At 69.1% G+C, this 22,074-nt stretch carries 15 protein-coding genes and 3 rRNA genes; 6 read left to right on the top strand and 12 right to left on the bottom strand.

What is annotated here, in order from left to right; all coding sequences use genetic code 11:
- Positions 1 to 3 precede the first annotated feature (3 nt).
- Genes D9753_RS21455 through D9753_RS21440 form a run of 4 tightly spaced genes read left to right on the top strand, consistent with a single transcriptional unit; the run spans position 4 to position 4,299 of the window.
- Complete coding sequence (locus D9753_RS21455) at positions 4 to 792, top strand: DUF4129 domain-containing protein (RefSeq protein ID WP_205614220.1); 789 nt, start codon at positions 4 to 6, stop codon at positions 790 to 792.
- Positions 792 to 2,000 (top strand): DUF4350 domain-containing protein, encoded by a 1,209-nt coding sequence (locus D9753_RS21450; RefSeq protein WP_121791209.1) that lies wholly within the window; start codon positions 792 to 794, stop codon positions 1,998 to 2,000. The genes D9753_RS21455 and D9753_RS21450 overlap by 1 nt, the downstream gene beginning before the upstream one ends.
- Positions 2,000 to 2,989: an AAA family ATPase gene (locus D9753_RS21445; protein WP_121788458.1), complete on the top strand. Its 990-nt coding sequence runs from the start codon at positions 2,000 to 2,002 to the stop codon at positions 2,987 to 2,989. Before D9753_RS21450 ends, D9753_RS21445 begins: the two co-directional genes overlap by 1 nt.
- Positions 2,989 to 4,299, top strand: a complete 1,311-nt coding sequence (locus tag D9753_RS21440) for a DUF58 domain-containing protein (RefSeq protein WP_121788457.1) — start codon at positions 2,989 to 2,991, stop codon at positions 4,297 to 4,299. Before D9753_RS21445 ends, D9753_RS21440 begins: the two co-directional genes overlap by 1 nt.
- Before the next feature lie 141 nt (positions 4,300 to 4,440).
- On the opposite strand, the gene rrf is transcribed toward D9753_RS21440, so the two are convergent.
- From rrf to D9753_RS21415, 4 genes are all read right to left on the bottom strand, one after another.
- Positions 4,441 to 4,557 (bottom strand): 5S ribosomal RNA (gene rrf, locus D9753_RS21435).
- 86 nt (positions 4,558 to 4,643) lie between these two features.
- Positions 4,644 to 7,756: ribosomal RNA gene (locus tag D9753_RS21430) — 23S ribosomal RNA — on the bottom strand.
- A gap of 300 nt (positions 7,757 to 8,056) precedes the next feature.
- Positions 8,057 to 9,578 (bottom strand): 16S ribosomal RNA (locus D9753_RS21425).
- The 16S, 23S and 5S rRNA genes sit together here, the layout of an rRNA operon.
- A 559-nt stretch (positions 9,579 to 10,137) precedes the next feature.
- The gene (locus tag D9753_RS21415) at positions 10,138 to 11,145 is read right to left on the bottom strand and encodes a stage II sporulation protein M (RefSeq protein WP_121788456.1); all 1,008 of its coding nucleotides are present in this window, start codon (positions 11,143 to 11,145) and stop codon (positions 10,138 to 10,140) included.
- Between the two features lie 142 nt (positions 11,146 to 11,287).
- On the opposite strand from D9753_RS21415, the gene D9753_RS21410 reads away from it, so the two are divergent.
- The gene (locus D9753_RS21410; RefSeq protein ID WP_205614219.1) at positions 11,288 to 12,310 is read left to right on the top strand and encodes an RDD family protein; all 1,023 of its coding nucleotides are present in this window, start codon (positions 11,288 to 11,290) and stop codon (positions 12,308 to 12,310) included.
- Positions 12,311 to 12,363: 53 nt separating this feature from the next.
- On the opposite strand, the gene D9753_RS21405 is transcribed toward D9753_RS21410, so the two are convergent.
- From D9753_RS21405 to D9753_RS21365, 8 genes are all read right to left on the bottom strand, one after another.
- Positions 12,364 to 12,978 carry a hypothetical protein gene (locus D9753_RS21405; protein WP_121788455.1) on the bottom strand — a complete coding sequence of 205 codons (615 nt, stop codon included), beginning with the start codon at positions 12,976 to 12,978 and terminating at the stop codon, positions 12,364 to 12,366.
- Between the two features lie 189 nt (positions 12,979 to 13,167).
- Positions 13,168 to 14,625 carry an adenosylhomocysteinase gene (gene ahcY, locus D9753_RS21400; protein WP_121788454.1) on the bottom strand — a complete coding sequence of 486 codons (1,458 nt, stop codon included), beginning with the start codon at positions 14,623 to 14,625 and terminating at the stop codon, positions 13,168 to 13,170.
- 827 nt (positions 14,626 to 15,452) lie between these two features.
- On the bottom strand, positions 15,453 to 16,433 hold the full coding sequence (locus D9753_RS21390; RefSeq protein ID WP_121788453.1) for a cation diffusion facilitator family transporter: 981 nt from the start codon (positions 16,431 to 16,433) through the stop codon (positions 15,453 to 15,455).
- Between the two features lie 141 nt (positions 16,434 to 16,574).
- On the bottom strand, positions 16,575 to 17,726 hold the full coding sequence (gene manA / locus D9753_RS21385) for a mannose-6-phosphate isomerase, class I (RefSeq protein WP_121788452.1): 1,152 nt from the start codon (positions 17,724 to 17,726) through the stop codon (positions 16,575 to 16,577).
- A gap of 101 nt (positions 17,727 to 17,827) precedes the next feature.
- On the bottom strand, positions 17,828 to 18,955 hold the full coding sequence (locus tag D9753_RS21380) for an SIS domain-containing protein (protein WP_121788451.1): 1,128 nt from the start codon (positions 18,953 to 18,955) through the stop codon (positions 17,828 to 17,830).
- A gap of 135 nt (positions 18,956 to 19,090) precedes the next feature.
- Positions 19,091 to 19,261 carry a Trm112 family protein gene (locus D9753_RS21375; protein ID WP_121788450.1) on the bottom strand — a complete coding sequence of 57 codons (171 nt, stop codon included), beginning with the start codon at positions 19,259 to 19,261 and terminating at the stop codon, positions 19,091 to 19,093.
- A gap of 70 nt (positions 19,262 to 19,331) precedes the next feature.
- A complete protein-coding gene (locus D9753_RS21370; RefSeq protein WP_121788449.1) occupies positions 19,332 to 20,696 on the bottom strand; it encodes a phosphomannomutase/phosphoglucomutase in 1,365 nt (454 codons plus the stop codon).
- Positions 20,697 to 20,850: 154 nt separating this feature from the next.
- Complete coding sequence (locus tag D9753_RS21365; RefSeq protein WP_394346737.1) at positions 20,851 to 21,228, bottom strand: DUF3499 domain-containing protein; 378 nt, start codon at positions 21,226 to 21,228, stop codon at positions 20,851 to 20,853.
- Between the two features lie 398 nt (positions 21,229 to 21,626).
- On the opposite strand from D9753_RS21365, the gene D9753_RS21360 reads away from it, so the two are divergent.
- On the top strand, positions 21,627 to 22,013 hold the full coding sequence (locus D9753_RS21360; protein WP_121788448.1) for a metallopeptidase family protein: 387 nt from the start codon (positions 21,627 to 21,629) through the stop codon (positions 22,011 to 22,013).
- Positions 22,014 to 22,074 lie beyond the last annotated feature (61 nt).

The following is a 22,074-nucleotide window of genomic DNA, read 5'->3' as shown; positions in this document are numbered from 1 at the left end:
GCGGTGAGCCTCTCGGGGGGCGTTCTCACGGCGGCGGCCCCACCCGGCGCCGCCGCCACGGCCGTACGACGCCTGCTGCGTGCCACGGACACCGCCGACACCGCCGTCCTGGCAGCCGGCGGCTCGGGCCACGAGCCGCCGGTGACCATCCCGCGCGATCCCGCGCGGGAAGCAGCCCGGCGCGAGCTGTCCCAGCGGATGTACCACGAGAACGACCCCAGCCCGCTCCAGCGCGCCCTGAACGCGTTCTGGAACTGGCTCGACCGGCTGTTCGGCTCGGCCGCCTCCGCGACACCGGGCGGCACGGTGGGCCTGCTCGTGGTGATCCTCTTCGTCGTCGCCGTCCTGGCCGCCCTCTGGTGGCGCCTCGGCACCCCGCGCCGCCGGCCCGCCTCCGCCGCCGCCCTGTTCGGCGACCGCCCCCGCAGCGCCGCCGACCACCGCGCGGCCGGCGACGCCCACGCCGCCCGGGGCCACTGGGGCCAGGCCGTCCAGGAGCGCGTGCGCGCCCTCGTCCGCTCGCTGGAGGAACGCGCCCTGCTCGACGAACGCCCCGGCCGCACCGCCGACGAAGCAGCCGCCGAGGCAGGCCGCGTCCTGCTCGCGCACACGGAACGGCTGCGCGCCGCGGCCCGGGAGTTCGACGACGTCACATACGGCGGGCGCGGGGCGAGCGCACAGGCGTACCACCGCATCGTCGAACTCGACCGCGACCTCGAACGCACCCGGCCGAGTCTCACCGACAGCGCCGCCGGCACGGCCCACACCACCCGCCAGGGGGCCGCAGAGTGATCAGCGAGGCTCCGGCCACGGCCACCCCCACCACGACCACCTCCGCCGCGCTGACCGGACGCCGGGTGTGGACCCGCGCGCGGGGCCTCGCGTTCGCCGCCGTACTGATCCTGGCCGCGGCCGTCGCCATGGCCGCCGTACGCTCCACCAGCCGGCACGGCGACCTGGACCCGCGCTCCGCCGACCCCTACGGCAGCCGCGCCGTCGCCCAGCTCCTCACCGAGCACGGCGTGTCCACCCGCGTGGTCACCACGCTCGGCGCGGCCCGCGCCGCCGCCGGCCCGGACAGCACCCTGCTGGTCGCCGTACCCGACCGACTGACACACCGTCAACAAGAACGATTGCACGCGGCGACGGCGTCCTCCGGCGGGCGGACCGTCCTCGTCGCGGCCGGCAGCTCGTCCGTCGAACGGCTCGCCCCCGGGGTCACCGCGGACCCGGCCACCAGCCTCCACTCCGCACTCGCCCCCCACTGCCGCCTGCCCGAGGCCCGGCGGGCGGGCAGCGCCGACACCGGCGGCGTCCGCTACACCACCACCCACCTCGGCGCCGACTCCTGCTACCCCAGCGAGCGCCTCGCCACCCTGCTGCGCGTCCCCGCGGCCTCCGGGAGCGGCGACACCGTCGTCCTCGGCGCGCCCGACATCCTCCGCAACAACCGCCTCGACGAGCAGGGCAACGCCTCCCTCGCCCTTCAACTCCTCGGCTCGCGCCCCCATCTGGTCTGGTACCTCCCCTCGCTGTCCGACGCCTCCGCCACCGGCACCGGCGAGCGGAAGGACTTCCTCGACCTGCTCCCTGCGGGATGGCTCTGGGCCACCCTGCAACTCTTCGTCGCCGCGACCCTCGCCGCCTTCTGGCGGGCACGCCGCTTCGGCCCCCTCGTCGCCGAGAGACTCCCCGTCGCGATCCGTGCCTCGGAGACCACCGAAGGCCGCGCCCGCCTCTACCGCAAGGCCGACGCCCGCGACCGCGCGGTCGCCGTTCTCCGCTCCACCACCCGCACCCGCCTCGCCCCCCTCGTCGGCGTCCCCCTCACCCAGGCGCACACGCCCGAGGCCCTGCTCCCCGCCCTGTCCGCCCACCTCACCGGCGACGGACAGGCCCTGCACCCCCTCCTCTTCGGCCCGCCGCCCCGCGACGACGCGGCCCTCATCGCACTCACCGACCAACTCGACGCCCTCGAAAGAGAGGTACGCCGTTCATGATGGACCCGACCACTGACAATGCCGGGCGGTCCGGGGACGAGGGCACCGCCCGGGCCTCCCTGGAAGCCCTGCGCGCCGAGATCGCCAAAGCCGTGGTCGGCCAGGACCCCGCCGTGACCGGCCTCGTCGTCGCCCTTCTGTGCCGCGGGCATGTACTGCTCGAAGGGGTCCCCGGGGTCGCCAAAACGCTGCTCGTCCGCGCCCTCGCGTCCGCTCTGGAACTCGACACCAAGCGCGTCCAGTTCACCCCCGACCTGATGCCGAGCGACATCACCGGCTCCCTCGTCTACGACGCCCGCACCGCCGAGTTCTCCTTCCAGCCCGGCCCGGTCTTCACCAACCTCCTCCTCGCGGACGAGATCAACCGGACCCCGCCCAAGACCCAGTCGTCCCTCCTGGAAGCCATGGAGGAGCGCCAGGTCACGGTCGACGGCACTCCCCGCCCGCTCCCCGAACCGTTCCTGGTCGCCGCGACCCAGAACCCGGTCGAGTACGAGGGCACCTACCCTCTCCCCGAGGCCCAACTGGACCGTTTCCTGCTCAAGCTGACGGTCCCTCTGCCGTCCCGCCAGGACGAGATCGACGTCCTCACCCGCCACGCCTCGGGCTTCGACCCCCGCGACCTGCGCGCCGCCGGCGTACGCCCCGTCGCCGGACCAGCCGACCTCGCAGCGGCCCGCGCCGCCGTCGCCAAGACCACCGTCTCCCCCGAGATCACCGCCTACGTCGTCGACATCTGCCGCGCCACCCGCGAGTCCCCCTCCCTCGCCCTGGGCGTCTCCCCGCGCGGCGCCACCGCCCTGCTCGCCACGTCACGCGCCTGGGGGTGGCTGACGGGCCGCGACTACGTCATCCCCGACGACGTGAAGGCCCTGGCCCTGCCCACCCTCCGCCACCGCATCCAGTTGCGCCCCGAGGCCGAGATGGAGGGCGTGACCACCGACTCGGTCATCAACGCCGTCCTCGCCCACGTCCCGGTCCCCCGCTGATGGCACTCACCGGACGCGCCGCTCTCCTCGCCGCCCTCGGCTCGATCCCCGTCGGCGTCCTGGAACCGGGCTGGACGGGCATCCTGGCGGTCAACGGCTCCCTGGCCCTGGCCTGCGCCTGTGACTACGCGCTCGCCGCGCCCGTACGCCGTCTCGCTCTGACCCGCTCCGGAGACACCTCCGCCCGCCTCGGTGAAACCGCCGACGTCACCCTCACGGTCACCAATCCGTCCTCCCGTCCGCTGCGTGCCGGGCTCCGGGACGCGTGGCCGCCCAGTAGCTGGCAGCCAGGCACCGAGACCGACGCCTCCCGGCACCGATTGACCGTGCCCCCGGGCGAACGCCGGCGCGTGACGACCCGGCTGCGCCCCACCCGCCGCGGCGACCGGCAGGCCGACCGCGTGACCATCCGCTCCCACGGTCCCCTCGGCCTGTTCTCCCGCCAGGGCACCCACCGACTGCCCTGGACGGTACGAGTCCTGCCCCCGTTCACGAGCCGGAAGCACCTCCCGTCGAAACTCGCTCGATTGCGTGAACTCGACGGCCGCACCAGCGTGCTGACCCGCGGCGAGGGAACGGAGTTCGACAGCCTGCGCGAGTACGTCCCCGGAGACGACACCCGCTCGATCGACTGGCGGGCCACCGCACGGCAGACCACCGTCGCCGTCCGCACCTGGCGGCCCGAACGGGACCGGCACATCCTTCTCGTCCTGGACACCGGCCGCACCTCGGCCGGCCGGGTGGGCGACGCCCCGCGCCTGGACGCGTCAATGGACGCGGCACTCCTCCTGGCGGCGCTCGCCGCTCGCGCCGGCGACCGTGTCGACCTGCTGGCCTACGACCGCCGGGTACGCGCCCTGGTACAGGGCCGTTCGGCGCGCGACGTGCTGCCGTCCCTTGTCGACGCGATGGCCACGGTGGAACCCGAACTGGTCGAGACGGACGCGCGTGGCCTGACAGGGACCGTCCTGCGCACGGCACCCCGGCGTTCCCTGATCGTGCTCCTGACGACGCTGGACGCGGCACCGGTCGAACAGGGACTGCTTCCGGTCCTTCCGCAGCTCACCAAACGCCGCACTGTCCTGGTCGCCTCGGTGGCGGATCCGCACATCGCCCGCATGGTTCGGGCCCGGGGCAGTGTGGAGGCGGTGTACGAGGCCGCGGCGGGGGCTCAGGCGCAGAGCGAGCGTCGGCACATCGCGGAACAGCTCCGTCGTCACGGGGTGACGGTGGTGGACGCGACGCCGGAGGATCTGGCGCCGGCTCTGGCGGATGCCTATCTGGGCCTCAAGGCGGCGGGACGCCTCTGACCCGCGGATGACTCTATTCCGCGAGTGATTTTGATCCGCGGATGATTTCTATCCGCTTGATCCGCCCCTTCCTGGGGCCGGGAAGTCACCCTGAACGCAGAAAACCCCCGCATCGAAGATGCGGGGGTTTTCTCAAAGATTGTTCGGCGGCGTCCTACTCTCCCACAGGGTCCCCCCTGCAGTACCATCGGCGCTGTAAGGCTTAGCTTCCGGGTTCGATATGTAACCGGGCGTTTCCCTCACGCTATGACCACCGAAACACTATGAAACACTTCAACCGAAACACCCGTAACCCGGGTGACGTGGTCGTGGTTTCAGAACCAACACAGTGAACGCGAGCATCAATGGACAAGCCCTCGGCCTATTAGTACCGGTCACCTCCACACGTTACCGTGCTTCCAGATCCGGCCTATCAACCCAGTCGTCTACTGGGAGCCTTACCCCATCAAGTGGGTGGGAGTCCTCATCTCGAAGCAGGCTTCCCGCTTAGATGCTTTCAGCGGTTATCCCTCCCGAACGTAGCCAACCAGCCATGCCCTTGGCAGGACAACTGGCACACCAGAGGTTCGTCCGTCCCGGTCCTCTCGTACTAGGGACAGCCCTTCTCAAGACTCCTGCGCGCACAGCGGATAGGGACCGAACTGTCTCACGACGTTCTAAACCCAGCTCGCGTACCGCTTTAATGGGCGAACAGCCCAACCCTTGGGACCGACTCCAGCCCCAGGATGCGACGAGCCGACATCGAGGTGCCAAACCATCCCGTCGATATGGACTCTTGGGGAAGATCAGCCTGTTATCCCCGGGTACCTTTTATCCGTTGAGCGACGGCGCTTCCACAAGCCACCGCCGGATCACTAGTCCCGACTTTCGTCCCTGCTCGACCCGTCGGTCTCACAGTCAAGCTCCCTTGTGCACTTACACTCAACACCTGATTGCCAACCAGGCTGAGGGAACCTTTGGGCGCCTCCGTTACTCTTTAGGAGGCAACCGCCCCAGTTAAACTACCCATCAGACACTGTCCCTGATCCGGATCACGGACCCAGGTTAGACATCCAGCACGACCAGACTGGTATTTCAACGACGACTCCACAACCACTCGTGGCTGCTTCAAAGTCTCCCAGCTATCCTACACAAGCCGAACCGAACACCAATATCAAACTGTAGTAAAGGTCCCGGGGTCTTTCCGTCCTGCTGCGCGAAACGAGCATCTTTACTCGTAGTGCAATTTCACCGGGCCTATGGTTGAGACAGTCGAGAAGTCGTTACGCCATTCGTGCAGGTCGGAACTTACCCGGAATTTCGCTACCTTAGGATGGTTATAGTTACCACCGCCGTTTACTGGCGCTTAAGTTCTCAGCTTCGCCCACCCGAAAGTGAGCTAACCGGTCCCCTTAACGTTCCAGCACCGGGCAGGCGTCAGTCCGTATACATCGCCTTACGGCTTCGCACGGACCTGTGTTTTTAGTAAACAGTCGCTTCTCGCTGGTCTCTGCGGCCACCCCCAGCTCAGAGCGTAAAGCTCATCACCGGACATGGCCCCCCTTCTCCCGAAGTTACGGGGGCATTTTGCCGAGTTCCTTAACCATAGTTCACCCGAACGCCTCGGTATTCTCTACCTGACCACCTGAGTCGGTTTAGGGTACGGGCCGCCATGAAACTCGCTAGAGGCTTTTCTCGACAGCATAGGATCATCCACTTCACCACAATCGGCTCGGCATCAGGTCTCACCCTGCATGAGTGACGGATTTACCTACCACTCGGGCTACACCCTTACCCCGGGACAACCACCGCCCGGGATGGACTACCTTCCTGCGTCACCCCATCACTCACCTACTAACCGCTTGGTCCGGCGGCTCCACCACTTTCCTTTCCCCGAAGGGTCCGGAACGGCTTCACGGCCTTAGCATCACGATGCTCGATGTTTGACGCTTCACAGCGGGTACCGGAATATCAACCGGTTATCCATCGACTACGCCTGTCGGCCTCGCCTTAGGTCCCGACTTACCCTGGGCAGATCAGCTTGACCCAGGAACCCTTAGTCAATCGGCGCAAACGTTTCTCACGTTTGTATCGCTACTCATGCCTGCATTCTCACTCGTGAACCGTCCACAACTCGCTTCCGCGGCTGCTTCACCCGGCACACGACGCTCCCCTACCCATCACAGCACCCGTTGGGGCTATATGCTGCAATGACACGACTTCGGCGGTACGCTTGAGCCCCGCTACATTGTCGGCGCGGAATCACTAGACCAGTGAGCTATTACGCACTCTTTCAAGGGTGGCTGCTTCTAAGCCAACCTCCTGGTTGTCTGTGCGACTCCACATCCTTTCCCACTTAGCGTACGCTTGGGGGCCTTAGTCGATGCTCTGGGCTGTTTCCCTCTCGACCATGGAGCTTATCCCCCACAGTCTCACTGCCGCGCTCTCACTTACCGGCATTCGGAGTTTGGCTAAGGTCAGTAACCCGGTAGGGCCCATCGCCTATCCAGTGCTCTACCTCCGGCAAGAAACACGACGCTGCACCTAAATGCATTTCGGGGAGAACCAGCTATCACGGAGTTTGATTGGCCTTTCACCCCTAACCACAGGTCATCCCCCAGGTTTTCAACCCTGGTGGGTTCGGTCCTCCACGAAGTCTTACCTCCGCTTCAACCTGCCCATGGCTAGATCACTCCGCTTCGGGTCTTGAGCGTGCTACTGAAACGCCCTATTCGGACTCGCTTTCGCTACGGCTTCCCCACTCGGGTTAACCTCGCAACACACCGCAAACTCGCAGGCTCATTCTTCAAAAGGCACGCAGTCACGAGAACAAGCAAGCCTCGTTCCGACGCTCCCACGGCTTGTAGGCACACGGTTTCAGGTACTATTTCACTCCGCTCCCGCGGTACTTTTCACCATTCCCTCACGGTACTATCCGCTATCGGTCACCAGGGAATATTTAGGCTTAGCGGGTGGTCCCGCCAGATTCACACGGGATTTCTCGGGCCCCGTGCTACTTGGGTGTCTTTCAAACGAGCCGTTGACGTTTCGACTACGGGGGTCTTACCCTCTACGCCGGGCCTTTCGCATGCCCTTCGCCTACATCAACGGTTTCTGACTCGTCTCACGGCCGGCAGACCGTAAAAGAAGATCCCACAACCCCGTATACGCAACCCCTGCCGGGTCTCACACGCATACGGTTTGGCCTCATCCGGTTTCGCTCGCCACTACTCCCGGAATCACGGTTGTTTTCTCTTCCTGCGGGTACTGAGATGTTCACTTCCCTTCCCGCGTTCCCTCCACTTGCCCTATGTGTTCAGGCAAGGGTGACAGCCCATGACGACTGCCGGGTTTCCCCATTCGGAAACCCCCGGATCAAAGCCTGGTTGACGACTCCCCGGGGACTATCGTGGCCTCCCACGTCCTTCATCGGTTCCTGGTGCCAAGGCATCCACCGTGCGCCCTTAAAAACTTGGCCACAGATGCTCGCGTTCACTGTGCAGTTCTCAAACAACGACCAGCCACCCATCCCCCGAACCAGAAGTCCGAGTGCACTGGGGCCGGCGACTGAGGAAATCCATTCCCTCAGACACCCAACAGCGTGCCCGACACCCTCACCCCACCCAACTCACGTTTCCACGACGCGAAGCAGTACTAGTGACCTGAAGCAGGCCGAGTGTGCCGAATAGTCAACGTTCCACCCATGAGCAACCAGCATCAGACATTCGCCGATGTACTGGCCTCTGACCAACCGAAGCTGGTGAGAAGTGCTCCTTAGAAAGGAGGTGATCCAGCCGCACCTTCCGGTACGGCTACCTTGTTACGACTTCGTCCCAATCGCTAGTCCCACCTTCGACAGCTCCCTCCCACAAGGGGTTGGGCCACCGGCTTCGGGTGTTACCAACTTTCGTGACGTGACGGGCGGTGTGTACAAGGCCCGGGAACGTATTCACCGCAGCAATGCTGATCTGCGATTACTAGCAACTCCGACTTCATGGGGTCGAGTTGCAGACCCCAATCCGAACTGAGACCGGCTTTTTGAGATTCGCTCCACCTCACGGTATCGCAGCTCATTGTACCGGCCATTGTAGCACGTGTGCAGCCCAAGACATAAGGGGCATGATGACTTGACGTCGTCCCCACCTTCCTCCGAGTTGACCCCGGCGGTCTCCTGTGAGTCCCCATCACCCCGAAGGGCATGCTGGCAACACAGGACAAGGGTTGCGCTCGTTGCGGGACTTAACCCAACATCTCACGACACGAGCTGACGACAGCCATGCACCACCTGTACACCGACCACAAGGGGGGCACTATCTCTAATGCTTTCCGGTGTCAAGCCTTGGTAAGGTTCTTCGCGTTGCGTCGAATTAAGCCACATGCTCCGCTGCTTGTGCGGGCCCCCGTCAATTCCTTTGAGTTTTAGCCTTGCGGCCGTACTCCCCAGGCGGGGAACTTAATGCGTTAGCTGCGGCACCGACGACGTGGAATGTCGCCAACACCTAGTTCCCACCGTTTACGGCGTGGACTACCAGGGTATCTAATCCTGTTCGCTCCCCACGCTTTCGCTCCTCAGCGTCAGTAATGGCCCAGAGATCCGCCTTCGCCACCGGTGTTCCTCCTGATATCTGCGCATTTCACCGCTACACCAGGAATTCCGATCTCCCCTACCACACTCTAGCTAGCCCGTATCGAATGCAGACCCGGGGTTAAGCCCCGGGCTTTCACACCCGACGTGACAAGCCGCCTACGAGCTCTTTACGCCCAATAATTCCGGACAACGCTTGCGCCCTACGTATTACCGCGGCTGCTGGCACGTAGTTAGCCGGCGCTTCTTCTGCAGGTACCGTCACTTTCGCTTCTTCCCTGCTGAAAGAGGTTTACAACCCGAAGGCCGTCATCCCTCACGCGGCGTCGCTGCATCAGGCTTTCGCCCATTGTGCAATATTCCCCACTGCTGCCTCCCGTAGGAGTCTGGGCCGTGTCTCAGTCCCAGTGTGGCCGGTCGCCCTCTCAGGCCGGCTACCCGTCGTCGCCTTGGTGAGCCATTACCTCACCAACAAGCTGATAGGCCGCGGGCTCATCCTTCACCGCCGGAGCTTTAAACCATCAAGGATGCCCAAGATGGTCATATCCGGTATTAGACCCCGTTTCCAGGGCTTGTCCCAGAGTGAAGGGCAGATTGCCCACGTGTTACTCACCCGTTCGCCACTAATCCCCACCGAAGTGGTTCATCGTTCGACTTGCATGTGTTAAGCACGCCGCCAGCGTTCGTCCTGAGCCAGGATCAAACTCTCCGTGAATGTTTTCCCGTAATCGGGATGACACCACGAGAGCGGTGCGAGAGGAGGAATGATCCTCTCGCACACAGCGTCCTCGCTGTGTTATTTCAAAGGAACCTCGCCCCCTCGTAACCGAGAGGAACGGGGTATCAACATATCTGGCGTTGACTTTTGGCACGCTGTTGAGTTCTCAAGGAACGGTCGCTTCCTTTGTACTCACCCTCTCGGGCTTTCCTCCGGGCGCTTCCCTTCGGTCTTGCGTTTCCGACTCTATCAGATCTTTTCTCGACCCGATTTCCTCGGTGCTTTCCAGGTTCCCGCTTCCGCGTTTCCCTTTCCGGCGGCTCCGACTTTATCAGAAGTTCTGAGCCGGACTGGCCGGCCGCTCTTTTCTGAATAATCGGGGGATGCTTCTCGATTGCCATTCACGACTTTCGAAGAAGCTAGTAGATTTTATCGGCTGCCGCTGGACGCTGTCCAGTTCTAGGCAACTGTTTAAATCTACCTCCCCACTCCCTCCGTGTCAACGGCTCTTGCGGGGCGAAGAGGAGACTAGCAGCTCGTGCGGGCCGGATGCACATCAGGCGGCCGTGGGTACGGAGGCGCTGCGGTCCGCCGCTTCCAGGTCGCCTGTCTCCCCCGCGCGTGCCGCGCGACCGCCCAGGACGTAGACGTACGCCAGGAACAGCAGCTCGGCCGCGATCCCGATGCCGATGCGCGCCCACGTTGGCAGGCCGGAGGGGGTGACGAAGCCTTCGATGGCACCGGAGACGAGCAGCACCAGGGCCAGACCGATCGCCATGCCGACGGCGGCTCGCCCCTCCTCCGCGAGGGCGGTGCGCCGGGTGCGGGGACCGGGGTCCACAACGGTCCAGCCGAGTCGCAGTCCCGTACCGGCGGCGACGAACACGGCGGTCAGTTCGAGCAGGCCGTGCGGAAGGACCAGCCCGAGGAAGGTGTCGAGGCGGCCGGCCGAGGACATGAGACCGAAGCCGACGCCCAGGTTGAGCATGTTCTCGAAGAGGATCCAGAGGACCGGCAGGCCCAGAAAGACCCCCAGCACCAGGCACATCGCCGCCGCCTGGGCATTGTTGGTCCACACCTGGGCGGCGAAGGCGGTCGCGGGGTGGCTGGAGTAGTAGGTCTCGTACTCGCCGCCGGGGCGGGTCAGCTCACGTAGCTGGCTGGGGGCGGCTATGGAGGACTGCACGTCGGGATGGGTACCGATCCACCAGCCCAGGAGGACGGCGACGGTGGTGGAGACGAGCGCCGTGGGGACCCACCAGTGCCGGGCTCGGTAGACGGCCGCGGGGAAGCCCCGGCCCAGGAAGCGCGTCACATCACGCCACGAGGCGCGGCGGGTACCGGCGACGGCGCTGCGCGCGCGTGCCACGAGTTGGCTGAGGCGTCCCGTCAGTTGCGGGTCCGGGGCGCTGGACCGGATGAGGGAGAGGTGGGTCGCGGTGCGCTGGTAGAGGACGACGAGTTCGTCCGCCTCGGCGCCGGTGAGACGGCGCCGGCGGCGCAGGAGAGCATCGAGACGGTCCCATTCGGCTCGGTGCACGGAGACGAAGACGTCCAGGTCCATCGGGTCTGCCTGCTCCTCGGCTGATCGTCCACGGCTCGTCGTGGATGCTCGTGGATGTTGTCAGCTTGTCGTACTGAGACGCGATGCGCCCACAGCTTGGCAGACTTGCGTTTCAGGGGCGGACCAGGGAAGGGCGGCGGGCGTGAGTGAGCTGGTGACGGGCGAGGCGGTGGCGCTGGAGCTGCGGCCCGCGAAGCTGCCGAGCAGGGCGCTGGCCGTGTTGCTCGACCTGGTGGTGGCCGTGTTCGCCTACCTCGTCGTGATCATGGTGGTGGTGATGTCGGCCGCTTCCCTGGACGAGGCGGCGCAGGTCGCGCTGTCGATCGCGTCGTTCCTGCTGGTGCTGGTCGGCGGGCCGATAGCGGTCGAGACGCTCAGCCACGGGCGGTCGCTGGGGAAGCTGGCCCTCGGTCTCCGGGTGGTCCGGGACGACGGCGGGCCGATCCGGTTCCGGCACGCGTTGGTGCGAGGCGCGGTCGGGGTGATCGAGATCCTGATGACGTTCGGGGTCGTGGCCTGTATCGCCTCGCTGGTGTCGGAGCGGGGGCGGCGGCTCGGGGACGTGTTCGCGGGCACGCTGGTCGTGCGCGAGCGGATACCCGCCGGGCGGACCGGGTTCGTACCGCCTCCGCCTCCGTGGCTCGCGGGGCGCTTCGCCGAGCTGGATCTGTCGGCGGTCCCGGACGGGCTGTGGCTCGCCGTACGGCAGTACCTGACGCGGATGCGGCAACTCGATCCGCAGGTGTCGGCGGGGATGGCGCAGCGGCTCGCGGCCGACCTCGCGGCGCGTACCGGGGCTCGGACGCCGGTGGATCTTCCTCCGGCCGCGTTCCTGGCGGCCGTGCTGCACGAGCGGCAGTCCCGTGAGGCCAGGAAGGCGGTCGGCGGCGGGTTCGCCCCGCCGGCGGGACAGCCCGATGTCCCGTTCGGCCATCAGCCTCAAGCCGCGCATCCGTTTCCGGCTGGGCATCAGCAGCCTCCGGCCGCCTACCCGCCGCACTCCGCTCATCAGCCCTCGCCGGTCCGGCCACCGGGTTCGGCTCAGGCTGCCGGGCCGCAGGAGTGGGCACGGCAGGCGGAGGTTCCTGCCGCTCCGTCGGCGGCGCCGGCGCCGGACGAGCCGGCGGCCGGCCGTCCGGCCACCGGGTTCGCGCCGCCGGCCTGAAGCGCCGCGCGCCCCGGACCGGTGCCGCGGCGGCCGGGCGCTCGGTGCCGTCATCAGGGGAAGGTCGACGGCGGTGACCGGAGGTCTTCCAGCTCGATGCCGGGCGCGGACAGGACGACGTCGCCGGCGAGGTGCACGGTGTGCCGTTCGCCCGTGTCCAGGGCTGTGACCTGGTATTCGTCCACGGTCAGCGGGCCGTTGTCAGTGGCGTGTGCTTCGCTGTTCACCAAGGCCCAGGACTGGTCCACGGTGCGGGGGGCGAGGACCGGGTCGGTGAGGGCCACGAGGCGTACGCGGGTTGCCGCGGACGAGGGGGTGAGGCGCAGGAGACGGGCGGTCGCGACGAGGAACGCGGGGGACGTGCCGGTGAAGGCGTGGGCGCGCGCATTGCCTTCGGTGGCATCGGTGCCGGTGGGGTCGGTGCGGACCCAGGTGACGCCGTCGAGGGCGGCGCCGCGTACCTGCCAGCCACCCGCGTGGAGTTCGAGGCGGATGGGGCGGCCGAGGTCGTCCAGGGTGAGGTCGACCGAGCCCCGGTGATCGCCGGCGGGGGTCGTCAGCCGCGAGACGTAGCGCCAGCCGGACGGGCCGGGGGCGCACTGGAAGTGTTCTTCCGCGAGGGGGGTGTGGTCGTGCGGATCGTGGAGCGAATAACGGCCGCGGGGCATGGGCGTCCTGGGTCTTGACGGGCTGACGGTCGTGAGCCGGCCGGTCGCGCGCCGCCGGAGCGGCGGGTCAAAGGGGCAGGCCCCCGGCACGGGGGTGCGGGGGCCTGCCTCGAAGGACCTGCTGCCGGGGAGGGTGCGTCGGTGCGCCGACGTGCCGTCCCCGGCGGGCCGGGCTACGCGGTCACCGGCTCAGTAGCGGTAGTGGTCCGACTTGAACGGGCCGTCGACCTCGACGCCGATGTACGCGGCCTGCTCCGGGCGGAGCTTGGTGAGCTTGACGCCGAGCGCGTCCAGGTGGAGGCGGGCGACCTTCTCGTCGAGGTGCTTGGGCAGCACGTAGACGCCGGTCGGGTACTCGTCGGGCTTGGTGAACAGCTCGATCTGGGCCAGGGTCTGGTCCGCGAAGGAGTTGGACATCACGAACGACGGGTGACCGGTGGCGTTGCCCAGGTTCAGCAGGCGGCCCTCGGAGAGCACGATGAGCTTCTTGCCCTCCGGGAAGGTCCAGGTGTGGACCTGCGGCTTGACCTCGTCCTTGACGATGCCGGGGATCTTGGCGAGGCCGGCCATGTCGATCTCGTTGTCGAAGTGACCGATGTTGCCGACGATCGCCTGGTGCTTCATCTTCGCCATGTCCGACGCGAGGATGATGTCCTTGTTGCCGGTGGTGGTGATGAAGATGTCGGCGGTCTCGACGACCTCGTCCAGGGTGGTGACCTGGTAGCCGTCCATCGCCGCCTGAAGGGCGCAGATCGGGTCGATCTCGGTGATGATCACGCGGGCGCCCTGGCCGCGCAGGGACTCGGCGCAGCCCTTGCCCACGTCGCCGTAGCCGCACACGACCGCGGTCTTGCCGCCGATCAGAACGTCGGTGGCACGGTTGATGCCGTCGACGAGGGAGTGGCGGCAGCCGTACTTGTTGTCGAACTTCGACTTGGTGACGGCGTCGTTGACGTTGATCGCCGGGAAGAGGAGGGCGCCGTCGCGCTGCATCTCGTACAGGCGGTGGACGCCGGTGGTGGTCTCCTCGGTGACACCACGGATCTCGGAGGCCAACTGGGTCCACTTCTGCGAACCGTCCGTGATGGTGCGGTGCAGGAGTTCGAGGATGACGCGGTGCTCGTCGGACTCGGCGGTGTCGACGGACGGGACCTTGCCGTCCTTCTCGTACTCGACGCCCTTGTGGACGAGGAGGGTGGCGTCACCGCCGTCGTCGAGGATCATGTTCGGGCCCCCGGTGGGGGCGTCCGGCCAGGTCAGCGCCTGCTCGGTGCACCACCAGTACTCCTCCAGGCTTTCGCCCTTCCAGGCGAAGACCGGGATGCCCTGCGGGTTGTCGGGCGTGCCGTTCGGGCCGACGGCGATGGCGGCGGCCGCGTGGTCCTGGGTGGAGAAGATGTTGCAGGAGGCCCAGCGGACCTGGGCGCCGAGGGCGACCAGGGTCTCGATGAGCACGGCGGTCTGCACGGTCATGTGCAGCGAGCCCGTGACGCGGGCGCCGGCCAGCGGCTGCGCCTCGGCGTACTCCTTGCGGAGCGCCATCAGGCCGGGCATCTCGTGCTCGGCGAGGGAGATCTCCTTGCGGCCGAACTCGGCCAGTGAGAGATCGGCGACCTTGAAGTCCTGTCGGTTGTCGACAGTCGTCATTGCGAGCTGCTCCTCGGGATCGGGGCGAGGTGGGTACGGCTGGTCTGCGCGGCGGCGGACACAGGGGTGCCCGAGAAGAGGACACAGGCATGCCCACGTGCGCGCAGCGCAGTCCGTCGGAGGCCCTCTCTCCCTCGGCCGGTCCACCCGGGACCGCCCGACCGCCATCAGCAGCGACGTCTGGCTCCGTCCCAAGCTACACCGCAGGGCCCGTCCGCCCCCAGTCCACCTCAGAACCCTTCGGGCCGGGCGGCCGGCGGCCCGGGGGCCGGGTCGGGCGGTCGGCGGGCGGGAGTGAGCCGTGCGGCCGGGACCGGCGCACCGGTCTGAACTGGGGCTTCTCGACGCTTGGGGCGGAGGTGGCGAGCGGTGCGGTGCCGTTCGCGGGCTGGTTCGGGACGCGGCGGGCGCGGCCGGAAGCGTGAGGAGATCGACGTGATCGGTCCGGCCGGAGCGGGTGGCGGTGGCCTTCCGCCCCGGGCGCACGGGGTTCAGGGAGGGCCGAGAGCGTCCGCGCCGCAAACGGGCCACGTGGGAGGACGGGACATGGCGGGCAGAGGGCGGGGACCGGGGATCACGGCGCTGGTGGTGGGGCTGCTGGGACTGGTGCCGGCCGGTGGGAGCTACCTGTAGGGGCACGGTGCGTACGGCACCGGCACCCTGCCGAGCCGGAGCATCGAGCCGACGTACCAGCGGAGTGACCGGATCGTCCAGGAGCGGGTGGACGGCAGCGAGGTGCGGCGCGGAGACGTCGTGATGTCCTCGGCGCCGGATCGCTTCGGGACCGCCGGGCCCGTCATGCAGCGGGTGGGCGGAGCCGGCGGGGCTCAGTGGCCGGTCGGCTGGGGGTTCGGGCCGCCCGGGGTGGCCTTGGGGTCCGGGCCCTCGGCGGCCTCGGCCTCGCTGTAGATGTCCGGTTCCAGGTAGATGACGCGGGCGATGGGGACCGCGGTGCGGATGCGGGTCTCGGCGGCGTTGATGGCGTTCGCGACCTCGGCGGCCGTGTCGTCGTGCCGGACGGCGATCTTGGCGGCGATCAGCAGTTCCTCGGGGCCGAGGTGCAGGGTGCGCATGTGGATGATGCCGGTGACCGTGGCCCCGTCGACGATCGCGGCCTCGATCTTCTTGACGTCGTCGAGGCCCGCGGACTCGCCGAGCAGCAGCGACTTGGTCTCGGCGGCCAGGACGAGGGCGATGGCGACGAGCAGGACGCCGATGCAGACGGTGCCGATGCCGTCCCAGATGCCGTCGCCGGTGAGCAGGGCGAGGCCGACGCCGCCGAGGGCGAGGGCCAGGCCGATGAGCGCGCCGAAGTCCTCCAGGAGGACGACGGGCAGCTCGGGCGCCTTGGCGCGGCGGATGAACTGGACCCAGGAGAGCTTGCCGCGTGTCTCGTTGGATTCCTTGATGGCCGTGCGGAAGGAGAAGCCCTCCGCGATGATCGCGAAGGCGAGGACGCCCACCGGCCAGTACCAGTGCTCCAGTTGGTGCGGGTGACGGACCTTCTCGTAGCCCTCGTAGATGGCGAACATGCCACCGATCGAGAACAGGACGATCGAGACGAGGAAGGCGTAGATGAACCGCTCGCGGCCGTAGCCGAAGGGGTGCTGGGGGGTCGCCTCGCGCTGTGCCTTCTTGCCGCCGACGAGCAGCAGGAACTGGTTGCCGGAGTCGGCGAGCGAGTGGACGCCCTCGGCGAGCATCGAGGAGGAGCCGCTGAACGCGAACGCCGCGAACTTCGATGCCGCGATCGCGAGGTTGGCGCCGAGTGCCGCCACGATCGCCCTGGTACCGCCTGACGCGCTCATGTGTCCGCGTTGTCCCTTCGCCTCTGTCGCTCTCGTACGTCCGTGCCGTCAGGACGTGTGCCCGGCTTTGCCCGGCCTTTGCCGGTGGATCATTGTTGCAGTCCGGCCGGGCCACGCCGTGTCACCTGTCCACACCCCCGGTCATACGATCACAGTGGCGCGGAAGACCGTGCCGGCGCCCGAGATCTCCGCCTTCTCGCCGGCCGGGACGAAGACCGACCGACCGGGGCCCAGTTCGTGTTCCCCGGCCCGGACGGAACCCGACGTGCAGAGCAGGATCTGCGGGGTGTCCCGGGTGAGGTCGTGGGCGCTGCCGGCCTGCGGGAGGACGTACCGGGAGAGGCGGAACTCGTCGATCGGCGTCTCGTAGACCTCCTCGCCGTCCGGGGATGCCTCGGGGCGGAGCACGCCCGGGTCGCTCGGCTCGAAGCGGACGACCCTCAGGAGTTCGGGGACGTCGATGTGCTTCGGGGTGAGGCCGCAGCGCAGGACGTTGTCGGAGTTGGCCATGATCTCGACGCCGAGGCCGTCGAGGTAGGCGTGCGGGATGCCGGCGCCCAGGAAGAGGGCCTCGCCGGGTTGCAGGCGGACGTGGTTGAGCAGCATGGCGGCGAGGACGCCGGGGTCGCCCGGGTAGTGGTGGGCGATGTCGGCGTAGGGCGCGTAGGCGCCGCCGAGGCGGGCGCAGGCGGTGGTGGCCTCGGCGACCGTGCGGGCCATCTCCTGCGGGTCGGCGCTGAGGATGGCGGTGAGGACCTCGCGCAGGGCCGCGTCCTCGGGGTGCGCGTGCAGCAGGTCGACGTACGGCTTGAGGGAGTCGACGCCGAGTCCGTCGAGCAGGTCGGCGGCCTCGGCGGGGGCGCGGAAGCCGCACAGGCCGTCGAACTCGGTGAGGGCGCAGATCAGTTCGGGCTTGTGGTTGGCGTCCTTGTAGTTGCGGTGCGGGGCGTCGACGGGGACGCCGCGCCGCTCCTCGTCGGCGTACCCCTGCCCGGCCTGTGCCAGGTCGGGGTGCACCTGGAGGGAGAGCGGCGCGCCGGCGGCGAGGATCTTGAGCAGGAACGGCAGGCGCGGGCCGAACCTGGCGACCGCGCGGGAGCCCAGTTCGCGCTCCGGGCCGGCGTCGATGACCTCGGCGAGCGTCCCGCGCGTGGTGCGCGAGGGGGCGCCCGGGTGGGCGCCCATCCACATCTCCGCCTGGGGTTCCCCGGTCGGCTCGGTGCCGAGGAGGTGCGGGATGGCGGTGGTGGAACCCCAGGCGTAGGGGCGGACGGTGTTGTCGAGGCGGTCCATGTGTCTTCTCTGTCTCCGTACGTACGCTGCTCGGCTGGCGCCGGGGGCTACGTCGGTCGCGGCGCCGGTGCGGGCACGGCTGGTCCGGCCCGGAGCAAAGATCAGGCTCCGGAAGCGAGCGCCAGGTAAACGGCGGCGAAATCCGTGACGGCGATCAGTTCCGCGAGGGTCTCGAGTTCGCCGCCTTCCTCCGGTTCGAGCTCGCTGATCGGCGTGTCGTGGTCGAGGGCCAGGTCACGGGCGGCGGGCGCGGCGGTGAGCCCACTGGTCGGGCGGTCGCGGAGGAGCACCACGCGCGCGTGCAGCGCGGGCGGCTCCTCCACGCGGTCGCGGAAGAAGTCCTCCGGATCGGCGCTGGCGGCCAGTGGACCGGCCAGCAGGGTGGTGTGCGCGGCGAGCGCCTCGGGCAGCTCGGCCACCAGGGCGGGCCGGCCGGCGAGTTCGGCGAGGGCGGCGGCGAACCGGCGGCCGGCCGGGCCCGCCGAGGTGCCTTCCGTCCAGATCACGGGGAGCGCGTCGGCGAGTTCCGCGGCCAGGGTCTTGGCCGGGTTGCCGTAGGTCGCGATGGCGGGGCCGCAGCGTTCCGCGATGCGGTCCAGGCGGTCGGCGATCTTCTCGATGGCGTCCGGCGGGGCGTCGAGCAGGCCGACGCGGTCCAGGAGGACCAGCAGCGGGGTCAGCAGGGCCCAGAAGACGCCCGGGGCGGACCCGGCGAGCGGTTCCTGCTCGTCGTAGGGCGCGGTCGCCATCGGTACGAACAGGCCGTGCGCGCCGGCGACGGCTTCGGCGAGCGGGGTGCTCTGCGGGGCCACGGCGACGACCGAGCAGCCGCGCCGGTAGGCCTGCTCGGCGAGGAGGGAGAGGCTCGGTTCGGTGCCGTCCGGGGTGGTGATCAGCAGCAGGTCCACGGAGCCGGCCCAGCCGGGCAGTTCCCAGCGCAGGGCGCCCGGGGCCGGGGCGACGCCGGTGGGGGCGAGCCGGACGACGGGGCTGCCGGCGCCGGCCAGCGTGCCGAGGAGGTCGGCGGTGTGGGTGGCGGCGACGCCCGGGCCCGCGATCAGGACGGCGCGCGGGCGGCCGTCGGGGGTGAGGCCGCCGACACCGGCCTCGGTGGCATGCCGGGCGGCGGTGCGGACGCGGGCACCGGCCTCCGCGGCGCCGCGGAGCAGGCCTCGGTGGTCGGCCTCGGAGAGACCCTCCGGGGTGTCGAGCAGCGATTCGTCCAGCATGGGCGGCAGCCTCCATCGCCGGGGGTCCTGGGCAGAGCCTTTGCAGGGGGTGGCGCGGGGCGCCGTGCCACCACGGGGAACAGGGCCTCGTGGCGGCGGGGTGCAGGGGGCCTCGCTACGGCGTGCGGGGTTCCGTCACTCGGGGCGGCGGGCCTCGTCCACGAGGAGGACCGGGATGTCGTCGCGCACGGGGTAGGCGAGGCCGCAGTCCTGGCCCGTGCAGATCAGCTCGGTGTCCTGCTCCTTGAGGGGGGCGTGGCAGGCCGGGCAGGCGAGGATCTCCAGGAGGCCGGCTTCGAGCGGCATGGGGTGTCCCTTCGGGGGCGTGCGGGTGTCTGTGGATGCCCGGTCAGCGTACCGCTGGTGGGCCGGCCTCTCAGCCCCTGATGATCGCCAGGGCCTCGTCCCTGATCTTCCTCATCGTGGCCTCGTCCTTCGCCTCCGCGTTCAGGCGCAGGAGCGGCTCGGTGTTGGAGGGGCGGACGTTGAACCACCAGTCGGCCGCGGCGACGGTGAGGCCGTCGAGGTCGTCCAGGGTGACGTCGGCGCGGTCCTCGTACGCGGTGCGGATCGCGGCGAGGCGGCCGGTCTGGTCGGCGACGGTGGAGTTGATCTCGCCGGAGCCGGCGTAGCGGTCGTACTGGGCGACCAGGCCGGACAGCGGGCCGTCCTGGCCGCCGAGGGCCGCGAGGACGTGCAGGGCGGCCAGCATGCCCGTGTCGGCGTTCCAGAAGTCCTTGAAGTAGTAGTGGGCGGAGTGCTCGCCGCCGAAGATCGCGCCGGTGCGGGCCATCTCGGCCTTGATGAAGGAGTGGCCGACCCGGGTGCGGGCGGGGGTGCCGCCGTTCTCCCGGACGACCTCCGGGACCGTGCGGGAGGTGATCAGGTTGTGGATGACGGTGCCCGTGCCGCCGTTGCGGGCGAGTTCGCGGGCGGCGACCAGCGCGGTGATCGCGGACGGGGAGACGGGGTCGCCGTTCTCGTCCACGACGAAGCAGCGGTCGGCGTCGCCGTCGAAGGCGATGCCGAGGTCGGCGCCCTCCGCCGGGACCCGCTTCCGGAGGTCCACCAGGTTCGCCGGGTCCAGGGGGTTGGCCTCGTGGTTGGGGAAGGTGCCGTCCAGCTCGAAGTACATCGGGACGAGGGTCAGGGGCAGGCCGGCGAAGACCGGGGGGACCGTGTGGCCGCCCATGCCGTTGCCGGCGTCGACCACGACCTTCAGGGGGCGGACGGAGGTCAGGTCGACGAGGGAGCGCAGGTGCGCCGCGTAGTCCTCCAGCGTCTCGCGCGAGGAGAGGGTTCCCGGCCGGGGGGCGGGCTCGGGAGCGCCTTCCTCCAGCCAGCGCTCGGCCAGCTCGCGGAGCTGCGCGAGTCCGGTGTCCTGGCCGACGGGCGCGGCGCCCGCGCGGCACAGCTTGATGCCGTTGTACCGGGCCGGGTTGTGGGAGGCGGTGAACATGGCGCCCGGGAGGTCCAGCGCGCCCGAGGCGTAGTAGAGCTGGTCCGTGGAGCACAGGCCGATCTCGGTGACGTCCACGCCACGGTCCGCCGCGCCGCGCGCGAAGGCGCGGGAGAGGCCGGGGGACGAGGGGCGCATGTCGTGGCCGACGACGATGGCCGCCGCCCCGGTGACCTGAGCGAAGGCGGCGCCGAACAGTCCGGCCAGTCGCTCGTCCCACTGGTCCGGGACCACACCGCGCACGTCGTACGCCTTCACGAGCTGCGACAGATCAGCAGTCACGGCCAAACCTTCCGAAGTCCTATGGGTGCCCACAAACTACCCGTCCGGGGTGCGGGGCGGTGCGCGGACACCGGGTGGACGCCCGGCGGTCCCCCGGCGGGGACGCTCGCGGGAGAAGAACCGTCACACCTGGCGGGGTGGCGTCGGGTGGCGCTCAGTTGTCCGGAGAGCGCAGGACCCGCAGGTGACCGCGGCGGGCCACCTCCATGGGATCCACCGAGCGGGCTCCGGCGCCGCCCGCCCCGGCCGCGCGCTGCTGCGGACGGGCCGCCTCGCGCACGGCGTTGGCAAGCGCTTCCAGATCGTCTCCGCTGGGCCGCGCGGGAGCGGAACCGTCGAGGAGGCGGACGACCTCCCAGCCGCGCGGGGCGGTGAGGCGCTCGGAGTGCTCGGCGCACAGGTCGTAGCAGTGGGGTTCGGCGTAGGTGGCGAGCGGGCCGAGGACCGCGGTCGAGTCGGCGTAGACGTACGTCAGCGTCGCGACGGCGGGTCGGCCGCAGGCGGTGCGCGAACAGCGACGTACAGGGCTCACGACGTTGGACGGTACCGCACTCTTGAGCGGGCCGCGACGACTCTCCCCCAGGTCACTCCACCGTGTCGGGCTGTGAGACGCCCCACACACCGCTCCTGAGGGCCCCTGCTGACCTGGGCGGAGGGCCTCCCCACGGGTGCCGGGCGGCGGGACGGTCAGTCGCATACCGGGACAGACGCCGCCGGCCGTCGTGCGTTCGGCGGTCCGGGAAGGGTACGAGAACGAGCCACACCTTGGCCGGAACGGTCAGCCTGCGACACGAGTGATCACCGCCGGTTGCCGCGTGGAGACGGACGGGCGCAGGGCGCGGGGACTACGCTTCACCGGTGATGGACAACCGTGTACCGCCCCGTGCCGCCGGACCCGGACCCCGTCGCCGTGATCGCCACGGGAGGGGCATGCGGGGGCCGATCGCACCGCCGCAGGTGCCGCTCGCGGCCAGCCGTGCCGAGGTGTTCGCGGACCTGGTGCAGGACTCCGTGGACCGTCTGGAGCGGCGGTGGCCGCAGCTCGCCGACATCGACTTCCTCGTGCTGGAGGCGCCCCGGCTGGAGGGCCGGGGGGAGCAGGCCGCCTGGAGCGACGAGGCCGTGCCGCTCGGCGGGACCGTCCCCGCGCGGGAGGGGCGGCCGGCCCGGGTGGTCGTGTACCGGCGGCCGGTGGAGATCCGGACCAAGGGGCGCGACGAGCGGGCCGCGCTGGTGCACGAGATCGTGGTGGAGCAGGTGGCCGAGCTGCTCGGGCTGACGCCGGAGACCGTGGATCCGCGGTACGGGGAGGACTAGGCGTTCGCCGGGGCGACCGGCCGGCGCCCGGCTGCGCCGCGGGCAGCGGCGCGCGGGCCGC

Source organism: Streptomyces dangxiongensis, assembly GCF_003675325.1.
Classification (GTDB): domain Bacteria; phylum Actinomycetota; class Actinomycetes; order Streptomycetales; family Streptomycetaceae; genus Streptomyces; species Streptomyces dangxiongensis.
This window is presented reverse-complemented; position numbering and strand designations above follow the sequence as displayed.